14 protein-coding genes are annotated in these 15,474 nt (G+C 66.6%); 8 read left to right on the forward strand and 6 right to left on the reverse strand.

Annotated elements, in window-relative coordinates; all coding sequences use genetic code 11:
• Nucleotides 1-44: 44 nt before the first annotated feature.
• Nucleotides 45-953 carry a prephenate/arogenate dehydrogenase family protein gene (locus ACU0AG_RS14625; protein ID WP_482783018.1) on the reverse strand — a complete coding sequence of 303 codons (909 nt, stop codon included), beginning with the start codon at nt 951-953 and terminating at the stop codon, nt 45-47.
• Nucleotides 950-2,047: a pyridoxal phosphate-dependent aminotransferase gene (locus ACU0AG_RS14630; RefSeq protein ID WP_482783019.1), complete on the reverse strand. Its 1,098-nt coding sequence runs from the start codon at nt 2,045-2,047 to the stop codon at nt 950-952. The genes ACU0AG_RS14625 and ACU0AG_RS14630 overlap by 4 nt, the downstream gene beginning before the upstream one ends.
• Before the next feature lie 108 nt (nt 2,048-2,155).
• Here ACU0AG_RS14630 and metX point away from each other — a divergent pair, with 108 nt between their 5' ends.
• Together metX and metW are read left to right on the forward strand one after the other, a co-directional pair.
• Nucleotides 2,156-3,253 (forward strand): homoserine O-acetyltransferase MetX, encoded by a 1,098-nt coding sequence (metX, locus tag ACU0AG_RS14635; RefSeq protein WP_482783020.1) that lies wholly within the window; start codon nt 2,156-2,158, stop codon nt 3,251-3,253.
• On the forward strand, nt 3,250-3,837 hold the full coding sequence (gene metW, locus ACU0AG_RS14640) for a methionine biosynthesis protein MetW (RefSeq protein ID WP_482783021.1): 588 nt from the start codon (nt 3,250-3,252) through the stop codon (nt 3,835-3,837). Before metX ends, metW begins: the two co-directional genes overlap by 4 nt.
• A 2-nt stretch (nt 3,838-3,839) precedes the next feature.
• Here the strand turns inward: metW and ACU0AG_RS14645 are convergent, their stop codons facing one another.
• Nucleotides 3,840-4,232: a VOC family protein gene (locus ACU0AG_RS14645; protein ID WP_482783022.1), complete on the reverse strand. Its 393-nt coding sequence runs from the start codon at nt 4,230-4,232 to the stop codon at nt 3,840-3,842.
• A 110-nt stretch (nt 4,233-4,342) separates the two neighbouring features.
• On the opposite strand from ACU0AG_RS14645, the gene ACU0AG_RS14650 reads away from it, so the two are divergent.
• From ACU0AG_RS14650 to ACU0AG_RS14665, 4 genes are all read left to right on the forward strand, one after another.
• Entirely contained in the window at nt 4,343-4,690 is a 348-nt protein-coding gene (locus ACU0AG_RS14650) for a hypothetical protein (RefSeq protein WP_482783023.1), read from the forward strand.
• Nucleotides 4,691-4,758: 68 nt separating this feature from the next.
• Nucleotides 4,759-5,427 carry a glutathione S-transferase family protein gene (locus tag ACU0AG_RS14655; protein WP_482783024.1) on the forward strand — a complete coding sequence of 223 codons (669 nt, stop codon included), beginning with the start codon at nt 4,759-4,761 and terminating at the stop codon, nt 5,425-5,427.
• A 151-nt stretch (nt 5,428-5,578) separates the two neighbouring features.
• A complete protein-coding gene (msrB, locus tag ACU0AG_RS14660; protein ID WP_482783025.1) occupies nt 5,579-5,989 on the forward strand; it encodes a peptide-methionine (R)-S-oxide reductase MsrB in 411 nt (136 codons plus the stop codon).
• Nucleotides 5,990-6,087: 98 nt separating this feature from the next.
• Nucleotides 6,088-8,250, forward strand: a complete 2,163-nt coding sequence (locus tag ACU0AG_RS14665) for a transglycosylase domain-containing protein (protein ID WP_482783026.1) — start codon at nt 6,088-6,090, stop codon at nt 8,248-8,250.
• A 69-nt stretch (nt 8,251-8,319) separates the two neighbouring features.
• Here the strand turns inward: ACU0AG_RS14665 and ACU0AG_RS14670 are convergent, their stop codons facing one another.
• From ACU0AG_RS14670 to hflK, 3 genes are all read right to left on the reverse strand, one after another.
• Nucleotides 8,320-9,855 carry a Do family serine endopeptidase gene (locus tag ACU0AG_RS14670; RefSeq protein ID WP_482783027.1) on the reverse strand — a complete coding sequence of 512 codons (1,536 nt, stop codon included), beginning with the start codon at nt 9,853-9,855 and terminating at the stop codon, nt 8,320-8,322.
• Nucleotides 9,856-10,031: 176 nt separating this feature from the next.
• Nucleotides 10,032-10,877 carry a protease modulator HflC gene (hflC, locus tag ACU0AG_RS14675; RefSeq protein WP_482783028.1) on the reverse strand — a complete coding sequence of 282 codons (846 nt, stop codon included), beginning with the start codon at nt 10,875-10,877 and terminating at the stop codon, nt 10,032-10,034.
• Nucleotides 10,878-10,881: 4 nt separating this feature from the next.
• On the reverse strand, nt 10,882-11,991 hold the full coding sequence (hflK, locus tag ACU0AG_RS14680; RefSeq protein ID WP_482783080.1) for a protease modulator HflK: 1,110 nt from the start codon (nt 11,989-11,991) through the stop codon (nt 10,882-10,884).
• 132 nt (nt 11,992-12,123) lie between these two features.
• Here hflK and ACU0AG_RS14685 point away from each other — a divergent pair, with 132 nt between their 5' ends.
• A complete protein-coding gene (locus tag ACU0AG_RS14685; protein ID WP_482783029.1) occupies nt 12,124-13,131 on the forward strand; it encodes an Mrp/NBP35 family ATP-binding protein in 1,008 nt (335 codons plus the stop codon).
• 3 nt (nt 13,132-13,134) lie between these two features.
• On the forward strand, nt 13,135-15,408 hold the full coding sequence (locus ACU0AG_RS14690; protein ID WP_482783030.1) for a molybdopterin cofactor-binding domain-containing protein: 2,274 nt from the start codon (nt 13,135-13,137) through the stop codon (nt 15,406-15,408).
• The last annotated feature ends 66 nt before the right edge of the window (nt 15,409-15,474 follow it).

Here is a 15,474-nt window from a genome sequence, read left to right on the forward strand (position 1 = left end):
CCCGAAGTTGTCATTCTGACCTGCTGCGTGCCTGGCGCCCTTTGTCAGGCGCCGTGTTCGCGCCCGAAATCGGGGCGTTCGTCGTCCTGGCCCTGTTCGATCACCTGACGTCGGATGGCGCGGGTGCGGGTGAACAGATCGAACAGCGTATCGCCGTCGCCTGACCGGATCGCCCGCTGGAGCGCGGTGAGGTCTTCGGTGAAGCGGCCGAGCATCTCCAGCACGGCCCCCTTGTTGGTCAGGAACACGTCGCGCCACATCACCGGATCGGAGGCGGCGATGCGGGTGAAATCGCGGAAGCCGCCCGCGGAATACTTGATCACCTCGCTCTGGGTCACATCCTCCAGATCGCTCGCGGTGCCGACGATGGTGTAGGCAATGAGGTGCGGGATGTGGCTCGTCACGGCGAGCACCAGATCGTGGTGGGCGGCGTCCATCAGCTCGACCCTGGAGCCGAGGCTCGTCCAGAAGTCCGACAGGGCTTCGAGCCGGGCCGGATCGCAGCCTTCGGGCGGGGTGATGATGCACCAGCGGCCCGCAAACAGGGTGGCAAAGCCTGCATCCGGCCCGCTCTGCTCGGTCCCCGCGACAGGGTGGGCGGGTATGATGCAGGCCCCGGGCAGGGCAGCGGCCAGCGCGGCGGCGACCGCTTCCTTGGAGGAGCCGACATCGCTGATGATGGCATCAGGCTTGAGGCCCGGGGCGATTGCCCGCGCCGCATCGCCCATCGCGCCGACGGGGACGCACAGGATCACGAGGTCGGCGTCCGCCACGGCGGCCTCGGGCGTGTCGTGGACAGTGCCGACCAGCCCGCGCTCTGCCGCCCGCGCACGCACGGCCGGGTCGCGGTCCCAGCCGGTGGTGGCGATGCCGAGGCCACGGGCCTTGACCGCAAGCCCGATCGAGCCGCCGAGCAGGCCGAGGCCGATGATTGCGACGCGCTTGATCGTCATGCCGCTTCCCCGCACAACCGGCGCAGGGTGGCGATGACGTCGCTGACGGCCTTGGTGGTGCCGATGGTGATGCGAAGGCTGTTCGGCAGGCCCTGCGGGGGCAGGTGGCGCACGGCATAGCCCGCGTCCGACAGCGCTTCGAGCGCGGCGGCGGCGCTCACCGCGCCATCGAAGTGGACGAGGAGGAAGTTGGCTTCGCTCGGAGAAGCCGAAATGCCGTGATTGCCGAGGCCCGCGATGGCTTCCGCAAGACGGGCGCGTTCACGGGTGTTGTGCTCGCGGCTTGCGGTGACGAAGGCCTGATCGTCGAGGGCAGCCAGCGCGGCCTTCTGCCCGCTGACCGAGACGTTGAACGCCCCCCTCAGGCGGTTGACGAGGTCGATCAGGTGGGCCGAACCGGTGACCCAGCCGACCCTCTCGGCAGCAAGGCCGTAGGCCTTGGAGAAGGTGCGGCTGACCAGCACGTTCTCGTGCGCGGCAGCCAAGGCAAAGGCATCGCTCTGAAACGAGGGATCGACATATTCGCCGTAAGCCTCGTCGATCACCAGCAGCACATTGGCGGGGAGCCCTGCGTGCAGACGGGCGACTTCGGCAGGTGGCAGGAAGGTGCCCACGGGATTGTTCGGGTTGTCGAGCAGCACCACGCGGGTGCGTTCGGTGACCGCGGCCAGCAGATTGTCGACGCTGGCGGCGTAACTGTCATCCTCGGCAAAGACCGCTGTCGCCCCGACCTTGTGAGCGAGCAGCGGATAGAGCGAGAAGGAGTAGCGCGAGCAGAGCACCTCGTCCCCCGGCCCGCACAGCGCCTGCACCGCGCAGTGCAGCAGCTCGCCCGATCCGGTGCCGCACACGATCCGGTCCGGATCGAGCCCGTGCACTGCCGCGATCCTGTCGCGCAGGGCGCGGGCATCGGGATCGGGGTAGTCGGCCGGATTATGGCTTTCCGCCAGCGCCGCCAGCGCCGCCGGGCTGGCGCCCAACGGGTTTTCGTTGGCCGAAAGCTTGGTCAGCGGCGTGCCGCTCGCCGACTTGGACTTGCCGGGAACATAGGCGTGGATCTGGCTGATCCATGGTTTGGGTTCGGGCTTGGTCATGCGAGTGGCGCGATAACCAGTTTGCGCCCGCGAATACAGCGCGAAAACGCGCAGCCGCCCGCCGTGCCGATTGACATGGGCGGGGGGCTTCCCCAAGTCGCACGGCCAATGAACGTTGCGCCGGTTTCCAAGGTCTATCAGGTCCCCCATCCCCTGCCGCTCGATAGCGGCCAGGCACTGGAGGCGTGCGAGATCGCCTACGAGACCTATGGCGCCCTTGCGCCCGATGCCTCGAACGCGGTGCTCGTTTGCCATGCGCTGACCGGCGACCAGTATCTCGCCAGCCCGCACCCGATCACCGGAAAGCCGGGGTGGTGGGAGCGGATGGTCGGGCCGGGCAAGCCGATCGACACTGACCGGCATTTCGTCATTTGCGCCAATGTCATCGGCAGCTGCATGGGATCGAGCGGGCCCGCCAGCCTCGCGCCCGATGGCCAGCCCTATGCCATGCGCTTCCCCGTCATCACCATCCGCGACATGGTGAGGGGACTGGTGGCGCTGCTTGACGGGCTCGGGGTCGAACGTCTGCACGCCGTGGTCGGCGGGTCGATGGGCGGAATGCAGGCGCTAAGCCTCGCCGCCAACTGGCCGGAGCGTGCGGCGCGGGTGCTGGTGATCGCCTCCACCGCAAGGCACTCGGCGCAGAATATCGCCTTCCACGAGGTCGGACGGCAGGCGATCATGGCCGATCCGGCGTGGAACGAAGGCGATTATTACGCCAGCGAAGCCCGGCCCGACAACGGCCTCGCCGTGGCGCGCATGGCGGCGCATATCACCTACCTGTCCGAAGCGGGGCTGACCGAAAAATTCGGCCGCCGCCTGCAGGATCGTGACGCCAAGAGCTTCGGCTTCGATGCCGATTTCCAGGTTGAAAGCTACCTCAGGTATCAGGGCAGCGGTTTCACCCGGCGGTTCGATGCCAACTCCTATCTCTACATCACCCGAGCGATGGACTATTTCGATATCGCCGAGGAGCACGGCGGTAAACTCGCCGATGCCTTTGCCGGCACGAATGCGCGGTTCTGCATCGTCAGCTTCGATACCGACTGGCTCTATCCGACCAGCGAAAGCCGCCACATCGTCCATGCCCTGAACGCGGCAGGAGCCAAGGTGAGTTTCGTGGAACTTTCCGCGCCGCACGGCCACGATTCCTTCCTGCTCGAACACGACCAGCTTGACCGGGTGGTGAAGGGGTTTGTCGAATGAGCTTGCGGCCAGACCTTGCCGCCATTGCCGCCCATGTCGCGCCGGGCAGCCGGGTGCTCGACATCGGCTGTGGTGACGGCGCGCTGATGGCGGAGCTTGAAGGCGTCAGCGGCTGCGATGCGCGGGGCATGGAGCTGGACGGCGATCTGGTCGAACGCTGCGTGTCGCGTGGCCTTTCCGTGGTGCAGGGCGATGCCAATCTCGATCTGGCGAATTACCCCGACAAGGCGTTCGACTACGCGATCCTGAGCCAGACCTTGCAGACCGCAACGCGGCCCGACCTGATGCTCGACGAGTTGCTGCGGGTGGGACGGCGGGCGTTTGTCTCGTTCCCCAACTTCGCCCACTGGCGCACCCGCGCGGCGCTGATGTTCGGCGGGCGGATGCCGGTGACGCGGGCTTTGCCGGTAAGCTGGTACGAGACGCAGAACATCCACCACGTCACTGTCGAGGATTTCCGCGATCTGGCGAAGGCCAAGGGCGCGACCATCGAGCGGGCGTGGTTCTTTGCCGATGAAACGGAAATCGGCGCGACAGGAGCTAACTGGCGCGCCGAATTCGCGGTGTTTGAATTAAGTAGGTAAGCTCAGCCTGCGCGGTGCAGCATGCACAGCTTGTGGCCGTCGAGATCGAGCACGTAGCCAAGGTTCAACGTGCCCATCGGCCCCACCCGCGGCCCCGGCGGGTCTTCGATCGACTTGCCGCCCGCAGCGACAGCCGCATCGTGGAACGCCTTCACCTGTTCAAGTGAATCGCAGGCAAAGCCGATGGTCGATCCGTTGGCGCAGGTCGCAGGCTGATCATTGATCGGCTCGCTGATCGAGAACATCCCGCCATTGTGCATCCAGAAGGCGCGCTTGTGGCCGGTGGCGGCAACGTTGATCATCCCCGGACCCGCGCCGAGTGTCGCGAGCACCGTGTCATAGAACGCCTTGGCGCGATCGAAATCGCTCGTTCCGATCATGATGTGACTGAACATTGGGATTCATCTCCTCTCGTAAGACAGGTTGCGGATTAGGACGGATTTCCGCCCCCCGCAATGGCGATTCCGGTAGCCACAGGTTCATCTGGCGGGGCATAGGAGGCACCATGCTTCTGACATCACTCGCCGCCGCCCTCGCGCTTCAGGCAGCACCCGCCGCCCCTGCACCGATCACCCAGGAACAGCGTGCGCTGCTGCGCTGTTCGGCGGCCTTTGCGCTGGTCGCCAACGGGCAGGCCACGGGCGATGCCGGCGCCAAGCAATGGCCGCCGCTGGCCACCCGCGGGCGCGAGTTCTTCGTGCGGGCGCTGGCGCAACTGATGGACGAGACCGCGCTTGACCGCGAAGGCATCGCCGCATTGGCGGCGTCGGAGGCCCGCGCCTTGCAGGACAAGGACGAGCTTGCGAAGGTCATGCCGTCCTGCCTTCTGATCCTCGAAGGATCGGGCGTCTGATTCCTCCCCCGATTGTCCCCGCGTGGCGCTGGATTTGCCGCCGGATTTGAGGCACTGCTGACAGCCCTATGTGGCAACTTTTCCAATTCCCGCTCTGTCCGTTCAGCCGCAAGATCCGGCTGCTGCTGAGCGAGAAGAACATCCCCTTCGATCTGGTGCGCGAAGACCCCTGGGCCGCGTCCGACATGTTCTTCAACCTGAACCCCGCCGGGCGCACGCCGGTGATCGTCAATTCGGAAAAGCAGATCGTGATCCCCGACAGCCGGGCGATCGCGGAGTATTTCGAGGAAACGGTCGATCGCAATCCGATGATCAACGGCACCGCCACCCAGCGGGCCGAAATCCGCCGGCTGGTGGCACTGTTCGACGAGAATTTCTACGCCGATGTGACCGCGCCGCTGCTGTCCGAACGGATGAAGAAGCGCATCCTGCGCCAGCCGCCCGACAGCGGCGCGCTGCGCAATGCGATGAAGATGGCACACGGACATCTCGATTATCTCGACTGGCTGATCGACAACCGACCGTGGGTGGCCGGATCGACCATGAGCCTGGCTGATCTGGCCGCCGCCGCGCAGATTTCCGTGGCGGATTACCTCGGCGGGATCGACTGGGCGGGGCACGAACAGTCACGCGGCTGGTATGCCGTGTTCAAGAGCCGCCCGAGCTTCCGCCCGCTTCTCACGGAGCGGATGGACGTGATCAAGCCGCCTGCGCATTACGGGTTGCTTGATAGCTGATATCCTCGCTCACGGGGCGTTCTTGCTGGCCTATCGCTTCGCTGCTTGAGGCCTGAAGGCCGCATCGCTGCGGGCGCGCGCCAGAAATCTTGGGCGCGCTTGCGGTTCATCTGCGATGAACCGATATAGTTCTCGTTAGAGAGGACAATTCATGGACAATCCCGACCCCCGCACCATCACCGACGCCGAATGGCGCGAGAAGCTCACCCCGATGCAGTATCACATCCTGCGCGAGGCGGGGACCGAACGGGCCTTCACCGGCGAATACGACAAATTCTACGACGAGGGCGAATATCACTGCGCCGCCTGCGGCACCCAGCTGTTCTATTCGACCGCCAAGTATAACAGCGGCTGCGGCTGGCCCGCCTTTACCCGCCCGTCGACCGACGAGGTCATCGAGGAGCACCGCGATACCTCCTACGGGATGGTCCGCACCGAAGTGCGCTGCGGCAAGTGCGGCGGGCACCTCGGCCATGTTTTCCCCGATGGCCCGCCCGAACAGGGCGGCCTGCGCTATTGCATCAACTCCGCCGCACTGGTGTTCACCCCCGCCAAAGGGTGATCCGTAGCGGGCTTTACCGGTTCACCACTGGTTACAACTTCCCTATGCAGGGCACGCAGCGCCACCTTTGACCGGTGGGGATCGGATAGGCACAAGGCATGTCGAAAAGGGGTGAGCGGTTGCAGAACAAGGGCGCACGCGGCACGCGCCGGGCAGCGACGGAGCGTTCGGCTGCGGCGGCTGCCACAGGCGGGCCGGATGATACCCCGCCGTCGCGCCTGAAGGTCTGGCTGAAGCGCCTGGTCCTGTGGGGCGGCGCATTGGCGCTGCTCGGCGTGGTGTTCCTCGCCTTTGCGGTCGGTTTTGCGGCGCAATCCCTGCCGAGCTATTCGGCCCTGAAAGCCACCCAGCCGGGCCAGACCATCGTGGTGCGAGCCAGGGACGGGCGCGAGCTGGTCGAAATCGGGCCGAGCTTCGGCGAATGGCTCGATTACGAAGATATCCCGGTCAACATGACCAACGCCATGGTCGCGGTGGAGGACAAGCGCTTCCGTTCGCATTACGGCGTCGATCCGGTGCGCCTCGGCGGCGCGGTGATCGAATGGCTGACCGGTTCGCGCGCCCGTATCGGCGGCACCTCGACCATCACCCAGCAGCTGGCGCGCAACCTGTTCCTCAACAACAACCGCACGCCCGACCGCAAGGCGCGCGAGGCGGTGCTGGCGATGGCGCTTGAATGGAAATTCTCCAAGGAGGAGATCCTCGAGCTCTATCTCAACAAGGTCTATTTCGGCGGCGGCGCTTACGGCATCGACAGCGCCAGCCGCAAATTCTTCAGCCACCCGGCGACCGAGCTCAGCGTCGAGGAAGCCGCGATCATCGCCGGTCTCGTCAAGGCGCCCAGTTCCTATTCGCCCACCGCCGATGTGCAGGCTGCGGTCGACCGTGCCAAGGTGGTGCTGCGGCTGATGCGCGAACAGGGCTACATCACCGCCGATCAGGCGCAGGTCGATGTCAGCACCGTGCAGCTGAAGCAGGATGCCGGGCAGAATTCAGTGCGCTATTTCACCGACTGGGTGCTGCCGCAGCTCGATATCATCCTGCCCGAAACCTATGAGCCGATCGAGGTGTGGACGACGCTCGACATCGGGATGCAGCGCGCCGCCACCGCCGCGATCGAGGCGAACACGCCGGGAGGGGCGCAGGGCGCGCTGGTCAGCCTTGACCGCGACGGGGCGATCCTCGCGATGGTTGGCGGCACCGATTACGTCGAGAGCAATTACAACCGTGCCACGGCAGCGATGCGCCAGCCGGGTTCGGCGTGGAAGCTGTTTGTCTATCTCGCCGCGCTGGAGGCCGGTTACACGCCCGAAGACACCGTGGTCGATACGCCGGTTACAATCGACGGCTGGAGCCCGCGCAACGCCAATGGCCGCAATGTCGGCGAAACCGATCTGCGCACCGCCTTTGCTTTCTCGATCAACACGGTGGCAGCACAGCTCGGCAACGAAGTCGGGTTCGGCACCGTCGCCTCGATGGCGCGGCGGTTCGGGGTGACGTCGGAAGTGGCGACCTTCCCCTCGATGGTGCTCGGTTCCTCGGAAGTGCGGGTGATCGAGATGACGCAGGCCTTTGCGGCGATCTCGGCCAAGGGGCAGGCGGTCGAGCCTTACGGCATCACCAAGGTCACCTCGGCAAGCGGAGAGCTGCTTTACAGCCACGAGCCTACCCGCAAGGCGGCGCTGGTGCCGGATTACGTCGTCGCCGGGGCGACCGACCTGTTGCAGGCAGCGGTACAGACCGGAACGGGCCGTGCGGCGCAGATCGGGCGGCCGGTGGCGGGCAAGACCGGCACGACCAGTTCGAACAAGGACGGGTGGTTCATCGGCTTCTCGTCAGGCGTCACGACCGGCGTGTGGATGGGGCGTGACGATGCCAAGGCGGTGCCCGGCCTTCAGGGCGGACGCGCTCCGGCGCAGGCCTTCGCCGCCTATATGCGCTATGCCGTCAAGAACCGCCCGGTCGAGGAATTCGACGTGACGCTCGAACTGCCCGAATGGCAGCTTGAGCCCGACGAGGAAGCGATGTTCGGCGATCCGGACGACTATTACTACATCGACGAGCAGGGCAATCTGGTCGAACCCGGGCGCCGCGATCCGTCGCAAAGCCCGTTCAGTGTCGATGGGGAGCGCGGGCCGAATGCGCCGCCTGCGGCGAGCGAGGATTTCCTCGAACAGGCGACCGGGGGCGAGATACCCCGCGTCCAGCGCCGCAATTCGCAGCAAGTCGTGCAACAGCCACCAGCGCCGCCCCCCGAATAGGCAGGCGGGCAGAAACGCAAAGGGCGCCGGGATCAGCTCCCGGCGCCCTTTCTTTTTGCCCAGTCCGGATTAGCGGATGCGAACCGGCAGGAACTGCGGCGGGGCGGTGCGACGCTGGACGCGCAGCAGGATGGCCTCGCGCTTTTCAGCCACAGCGGCATTGACCTGCGCCAGCAGCGCCTCGACCGTGGCCACGTCCTGATAGTTGGCTGACAGGATGATGTCGGCACGGCGCAGCCCCTTGCGGGCGGCATCCGAATTGGGATCGACCGCAGCCACGACCACGCCCTTGGTTTCGGCCGGAACGCCCAGCGAACGGGCGATCTGCGGGGTCAGCGCCATCACCTGCATCCCGAGCTTCTGTTCGATCGTCGTGTCGGACGTGCCGGGCGCCATCGGCTCTTCGGCATCGGGATCGAAGGTCTGGGTCTGGGCCTGAAGCTCTGCCTCGGTCGGGCGCTTGCCGAGCGTGACGTTGAGCGCCAGCCGCTTGCCATCGCGCAGCAGCTCCACCGGCACCTGCGCGCCGGGGGTGAGATTGGCGACGAGGAACGACACGGTCTGGTCGGAGGTCACATCCTTGCCGTTGACCTTGGTCAGGATGTCGCCCGGCTTAAGCCCGGCGCGGGCGGCAGGGCTATCGTCCTGCACGGTCTGCACCAGTTCGCCGCGGCGCTTGGGCAGGCCGAGCGAGGCGGCGAAATCCTCGTCGATCGGCTGGAGGCCGACCCCGAGGTAACCGCGCTGGATTTCCTGCCCCGCGCGCAGCTTTTCCACGATCGGTGCGGCGATTTCGGCGGGGATGGCGAACCCGATCCCGACGCTGCCACCCGAAGGCGAGAAGATCGCGTTGTTGATGCCGATCACATTGCCGCGCATGTCGAACAGCGGGCCGCCCGAATTGCCGCGGTTGATGCTGGCATCGGTCTGGAGATAGCGGTCATAGGCCCCGCCCTGACCGGTGTTGCGATACACCGCCGAGATGATCCCGCTGGTCACCGTGCCGCCAAGGCCGAAGGGGTTGCCGATCGCCACCACCCAGTCACCCACCCGTGCCGCGCTCGAATCGCCGAAGGTGACGAAGGGGAAGGTCTTGTTCGACTTGATCTTCAGCACCGCCAGATCCGATGCCGCATCCGCGCCGACCAGTTCGGCCTCGTATTCGCTGCCGTCGGGCAGGGTGACAGTGATCGATTCCAGCTTGGCGCGGCTGTCGGGCGAGACCACGTGGTTGTTGGTCACGACATAGCCATCGGCCGAGATGATGAAGCCCGACCCCAGCGATTGCGCCTCGCGGGTCTGGGGCTGGCCGCCGCCACCGCCCTGACGGCGGTTGAACAGTTCGGCAAAGGGCGTGCCGGCAAAGGGATTGTTCGGCACTTCGATCCGTTGCCGCGTGGCGATGTTGACCACCGCCGGCTGGAGCTGTGCGGTCAGATCGGCGAAGCTCGCGGGTGCACCGGCAACCGGCACCACGCGGTCCATCACCGCCTCATCGTTTTGCGCCACCTGCGCGCCCACGGGGGCGCCGGTGATCAGCGAAATGGCAGCGCCGCCCACCAGCAGCGCGCTCGAGAGTCCATAAACGTAGCGCACGTCTCTCACGTCCTTTTGGTCCTTATCCTCTGGAGGAATGCGCAGGGTCGCTGCGGCGTTCCTCAAACCTTGACGGGGCCAGCCGGGCGGCTGGTTTCAGTGCCCCAAATGCGCTGTCCGGGCCTGAACGGCGATTGAACACCAACCCCCGTTCGCCGGACATAATCTGCCGCTGGTCGAACCGGTCAGCGATCGCCCCGGAACTGGCGGAAATATTCGCTGTCTTCCGACAGGACCATGGTGCTCTGCCCCTCGCCTGCCAGGAAGGTCTGGCGATAGGACTGCATGGCGCGGTAGAAATCGTAGAACTTCGGGTCCTTGCCATAGGCATCGGCGTAGATCTTGGCGGCCTGCGCGCTGGCTTCGGCCTGGATGATCTGGGCATCGCGCTGGCCTGCGGCACGGATCGTGGCGGCTTCTTCCTGCCGGTCGGTTTCCATGCGGGTGAAGGCGGCATCGAGCGGGCGGCCTTCGGGCAGATCGGCCGCCTTGATCCGCACGTCGAGCACCTGCGCGCCGTAATTGCGGGCCTGCGCATCGAGCGTGCGGGTGATGTTGGCCATCGCCGTGCCGCGTTCGGCATTGATCAGTGCCGAAAACGGCCGCCGGCCCAGTTCCTGCCGCAACACCGAGGTGAGGATCGGCAGCAGCTGCGCTTCGAGCTGGCGTTCATCGCCGGCCTTTTCGACCAGCTTGACCGGATCGATGATGCGGTAACGCGCATAGGCATCGACCTGCAGGCGCTGCTGGTCATTGGACAGCACCTGCGTGCGTTCCATGTCGAGATCGAGCACCCGGCGATCGATCATCCGCACCTGTTCGACAAACGGGATCCGGAACTGGATGCCTGCGCCGGTCTGGCCATAGGGCACGTCGGGCTTGAACTTGTTGAACACCCGCACCGGCTTGCCGGTGAAGATGACCACGCCCTGATGCGTTTCGGGGACGATCACCACGCTGGACAGCAGCGCCACCACGATCACGGCTGCGGCAACGACCATCGCCTTGGTGTTCTGGAACAGTGCGTTCATGGGCTTACTCCCCCTGCGGCTGCGCGGGCGCAGCGGCACGGCGCTTCAATTCAGGCAGCGGCAGGTACGGCATGACATTGCCGGATTCGACGATGGTCTTGTCGGTCTTCGACAGCACGGCTTCCATGGTCTCGTAATAGAGGCGGCGGCGCGTCACTTCGGGCGCGAGCTTGTATTCCTCGTAGATGTCGTTGAACTCGGATGCATCGCCCTGTGCACGGGCGAGCAGCTGCTGGGCGACCGCGCGGGCGCGGTTGATCGCCGCGTCGGCATCCTGCTGGGCGGACGAGACATCCTTGAAGGCCTCTTCCACACGGCTCGGCGGGTCGACCTTGTTGATTTCGATCCCCTGCACCGCGATTCCGGAACGGTAGGCATCCAGCCGCGCCTGCATCGCGCTGCGCACGTCCTGCTCGATTTCCGCGCGGCCTTCGCCGGTCAGCACCGTATCGAGATCCTGCCGGGCGACCGCAGCGCGCATCGCCGCCTCGCCGATTTCCAGCAGAGCGTTGCGCGGATCGTTGAGCTGATACTTGTAGAGCGCCAGATCGGAGATGTTCCAGCGGATCAGATAGGTCAGATCGACAAGGTTCTGGTCACCGGTCAGGATCAGCTTTTCGGTGTTGGTGCCGGGCACCTCCTCCAGCCGCACCTGCGTGACGTTTTCCTTTTCGACCATCTGGATCGGCCAGGGCGCAGTGATCTGGGTGCCTGAGCCGAGTGTGTGCGAATATTTCCCGCCTAGCCATGTCACCACCGCCTGTTCGCCCGGCTGGATGAAGTGGAAAGAGGTCACGATCACCCACACGGCCGCCACGCCGCCAAGGATCACCGGCACCCAGCTCTTGCCGTTGCGGCGTTCGGGCAGGCGGAAACCCGGCCCGCCCGTGCCACCGCCGCCACCGGCGCGGCGCGGTCCTTCGGGGCCGCGGTTCTTGAAGATGTCCTCGATGCTGGCCGAGCGCCTCTTGCCGGGTTCATTGCCGCCCGGCAGCCACGGATTGCGCGGACCACTGCCGCTGTCGCCACCGGATTTGTCGCCGCTCGCGCCGTCGTCGCCTGAAGCGCCATCGTCGCCCGACCCGCTCCCGCCCCAGGGGTTCTTGCCTGCCATGGCAAGGCCTATCAGGCCCGCGCCAAGACGCTCTCTCCAGCCGTCCATTCTCTGCATAGCCCATGTATAGGCACGGGTTCCGGCGAAAAACAGGGGTTCGCTGCGTGATTTTGGTGTTAGAGGCGTGCCGAAATGAACAACCTGCCCGATCCACCCCGCCAACCCGATGCCGAAGAGGCGCTGATCCGCGCCGCGCTTTCGCCTGAAATCAACCATCGCCTGCGCTCGGCCCGGATCGTCTCGCGCCGGGCGGTGATTGTTGCCGAAGCAGGCGATCTGTCCGATTCTGCGCGGGCAGAGCTGGAAGCCGCCATCACCGCTGCGCTCTCGCCACTGCCTGACATCGACGAGGTGCGCATCGCCCTGACCGGCGAACGCCGCCGTCGTCGGCTGATCGCGGTGGGAAGCGGCAAGGGCGGGGTCGGCAAATCGACGCTGACCACCAATCTCGCGGTCGCGCTGGCCCGCATGGGCCGCAAGGTCGGCGTCATCGATGGCGACATCTACGGCCCCTCGCAGCCCAAGCTGCTGGCGACCGAGGGGATCAAGCCCGCCGCCACCCCCGAAGGCGACAAGCTGGTGGCGATCGACAGCCGCCACGGGGTCAAGGTGCTGTCGATGGGGCACATCGTCGCTCCGGGCAAGGCGCTGGCATGGCGCGGGCCGATGACGGGCAAGGCGCTGACCCAGCTGGTCGATGCCGACTGGGGGGATGCCGATCTGCTGCTGATCGACCTGCCGCCGGGCACCGGCGACGTGCAGCTTTCGATGCTCTCGGCCCACCGGCCCGATGGCGCGGTGCTGGTTTCCACCCCGCAGGATCTCGCGCTGATCGACGCGGCGCGGGCCGGGCAATTGTTCGAACAGGGCGATGTGCCGATCATCGGGCTGGTCGAGAACATGGCGGGCTATGCCTGCCCCCATTGCGGCGAGGTGAGCGATCCGTTCGGGCAGGGCGGCGTCGAGAAATTTGCCGCCGCGCTCGAGATTCCCTTCCTTGGCCGGGTGCCGCTGACCCTGCAAACCCGGATCGCGGGCGACCGGGGCGATCCGCCAGCCGCGGGCGACGATGAAGCCGCCGCGCCGTTCCGGGCGATTGCCGAACGGCTCGCCCGCTGGCTCGATACCGGGAAAATCTAGGCGATGCAGGTGACACGGCGCGGATTGCTGACCGGCGCGGCGGCGGGCGGCGGCCTGCTGGTCGCCTGGTGGCTGATGCCGCGCAGCTATCGCACCCCGCTGGTCGCGGCGGGCGGCGAGCATGTGTTCGGGGCGTGGCTCAAGATTGCGGTGGACGGGGTTGTCACCGTCGCGGTGCCGCAGCTAGAGATGGGGCAGGGCATCACCACGCTGCTGCCGCAGATCGTGGCTTACGAACTGGGCGCGGACTGGCGGCAGATCGCGGTCGAGCCTGCGCCGGTTTCGGGCGCCTATCCCAATGTGCCGCTGGCGATGAAGTGGATGGCGCTGTGGGACCCGAGCTTTGCGGGCCTTTCGGCCGCGACCGATGCGATGATGGCCGAACGCTTTGCCGAAACGCAGCGCTTCAATGCCACCGCCGATGGCACCGCGCTTGCCGCCTATGAAATGCCGTGCCGAGAGGCGGCGGCGGCGGCGCGTGCCATGCTGGCGCAGGAGGCCGCATCGCGCTGGGGCGTGGCATGGGAGGAATGCGAGGTTGCCGCCGGTTTCGTGACCCATGGCACCAAGCGTGCGACCTTCGGCGAACTGGCCGAGGCTGCCGCCGGATGGACCCCGCCCGATCCCCCGCCGCTGCGCACCGAACCCCTGCGCGAAGCCCCGCTTCCGGCGGAGGCGGACGCCGCGCCGGCCTATCCCCGGCTCGATCTGCCGTCCAAGGTCGATGGCGCCTTCCGCTTTGCCGGCGATGTGCGCCTGCCGGGCATGGTCTATGCCTCGATCCGCCACGGGCCTGCCGACGATTCCGAACTGACCGGCTTCAACCGCGATGCGGCGGCGGGGATCAAGGGGCTGGTCGGGATCATCGAGAGCAAGCGCTGGCTCGCGGTCGCGGCCACCACCTGGTGGAGCGCCGACGAGGCGCTGGCTGCGATGAAACCGCGCTTCAGCACCGCAGCGCCGGTGAGCAGCAACGAAATCGCCGCAAGGCTCGACACCACGCTGGCCGGCGGCGAGGCTTTCACCATGGCCGAAACCGGCTTCGGTGGGGAGGCTTTGCAGCGGGTCGATATCGGCCGCCGTTACGAGATCGAACCGGCCTATGCCGCGCCGGTCGAAACCGCGACGGCTGCGGCGCGCTATGCCGACGGGCGGCTCGATCTGTGGATGGCGAGTCAGGCGCCCGAAAAGGCGCGCATCGCTGCCGCCCGCGCCATCGGCATTTCGGTCGAGGATGTGGCGCTTTATCCCATGCCCGCAGGCGGCAGCTTCGATGCCCGGCTGGAGCATGATCACGCGATCGAAATCGCGCTGATCGCCAAGGAGCTTGACCGGCCCGTGCAACTGACCTGGCCGCGCCGCGACGAGATCATCCGTGCCCGCCCGCGTGCACCGGCGTGGGTGCTGGCAGGGGCGCAGCTGTCGAAGACCACCCCCGGTGCGATCGACGCGCTGCGCCTGCGGATCGCCACGCCGCCCGCCGCCAAGGAGTTTGGCAAGCGGCTGTTCGGCAATCTCACCACCACTGCGGCAATGCGCGAGACGGCAGGGCAACCCGATCCGCTGGCGGTGGAAGGCGCGGTGCCGCCCTATCAGCTGCCTGCCGTGCTGGTGGAGCACCTGCCGGCCGAAACCGGCCTGCCGGTGGGCCGGGTGCGCGGCAATGCCCACGGGGCGATGATCTTCGCGATCGAAAGCTTCATCGACGAGATCGCCGCCAAATCCGAACGCGAGCCGCTGTCCTTCCGCATGGCGATGCTGGGCAGCGATGTGCGGCTGGCGGCCTGCCTGCAACGCGCCGCGCAGCTGGCCGGATGGGATGGCGGGGCCGACCAGAGCGGGCAGGGCATCGCCTGCGCCCGTATCGGCGAAGGGCCCGAGGCCGCCCGCATCGCCTGCGTCGCCACCGCAAGGCAGGGCGAGGGCGGGGTGCGCGTCATGCGCCTGTCGGCTGCGGTCGATATCGGGCGGATCATCAACCACGACATTGCCTTGCAGCAGATCGAGGGCGGGCTGGTGTTCGGCATCGGCATCGCGCTCGGCAATCCGGTCAAGCTGCGCGGCGGTCTGCCCGAAACGGCGCAATATGCCGCGCTGGGCCTGCCGACGCTGGGCGATTGCCCGGAAATGCGGATCGAGTTTATCGCCAGCGAAGCCCCGCCTGCCGATCCCGGCGAGCTGGGCGCGGTGGTCGCTCCGCCCGCGATTGCCAATGCGCTGTTTTCGGCTACAGGCTTGCGCCTGAGACGGTTGCCCCTACTTTCGGACGGCATATGACCCGGATATTTTTGCCACAATCGCTCCGGGCAATCGGCCACGCCCGGAAACGAAACGCGCGCCAGA

The sequence above is a fragment of the Erythrobacter sp. RANMB8 genome (genome assembly GCF_056848235.1).

What these genes read in the sequence shown, in the direction of transcription:
- metX (WP_482783020.1), top strand. Translation starts at nt 2,156, where the DNA reads ATGAACGTTGCGCCGGTTTCCAAGGTCTATCAGGTCCCCCATCCCCTG.
- ACU0AG_RS14625 (WP_482783018.1), bottom strand. Translation starts at nt 953, where the DNA reads ATGACGATCAAGCGCGTCGCAATCATCGGCCTCGGCCTGCTCGGCGGC.
- hflC (WP_482783028.1), bottom strand. Translation starts at nt 10,877, where the DNA reads ATGAACGCACTGTTCCAGAACACCAAGGCGATGGTCGTTGCCGCAGCC.
- ACU0AG_RS14685 (WP_482783029.1), top strand. Translation starts at nt 12,124, where the DNA reads ATGAACAACCTGCCCGATCCACCCCGCCAACCCGATGCCGAAGAGGCG.
- ACU0AG_RS14655 (WP_482783024.1), top strand. Translation starts at nt 4,759, where the DNA reads ATGTGGCAACTTTTCCAATTCCCGCTCTGTCCGTTCAGCCGCAAGATC.
- ACU0AG_RS14645 (WP_482783022.1), bottom strand. Translation starts at nt 4,232, where the DNA reads ATGTTCAGTCACATCATGATCGGAACGAGCGATTTCGATCGCGCCAAG.
- ACU0AG_RS14630 (WP_482783019.1), bottom strand. Translation starts at nt 2,047, where the DNA reads ATGACCAAGCCCGAACCCAAACCATGGATCAGCCAGATCCACGCCTAT.
- ACU0AG_RS14650 (WP_482783023.1), top strand. Translation starts at nt 4,343, where the DNA reads ATGCTTCTGACATCACTCGCCGCCGCCCTCGCGCTTCAGGCAGCACCC.
- ACU0AG_RS14690 (WP_482783030.1), top strand. Translation starts at nt 13,135, where the DNA reads ATGCAGGTGACACGGCGCGGATTGCTGACCGGCGCGGCGGCGGGCGGC.
- msrB (WP_482783025.1), top strand. Translation starts at nt 5,579, where the DNA reads ATGGACAATCCCGACCCCCGCACCATCACCGACGCCGAATGGCGCGAG.
- ACU0AG_RS14665 (WP_482783026.1), top strand. Translation starts at nt 6,088, where the DNA reads ATGTCGAAAAGGGGTGAGCGGTTGCAGAACAAGGGCGCACGCGGCACG.
- metW (WP_482783021.1), top strand. Translation starts at nt 3,250, where the DNA reads ATGAGCTTGCGGCCAGACCTTGCCGCCATTGCCGCCCATGTCGCGCCG.
- hflK (WP_482783080.1), bottom strand. Translation starts at nt 11,991, where the DNA reads ATGGCAGGCAAGAACCCCTGGGGCGGGAGCGGGTCGGGCGACGATGGC.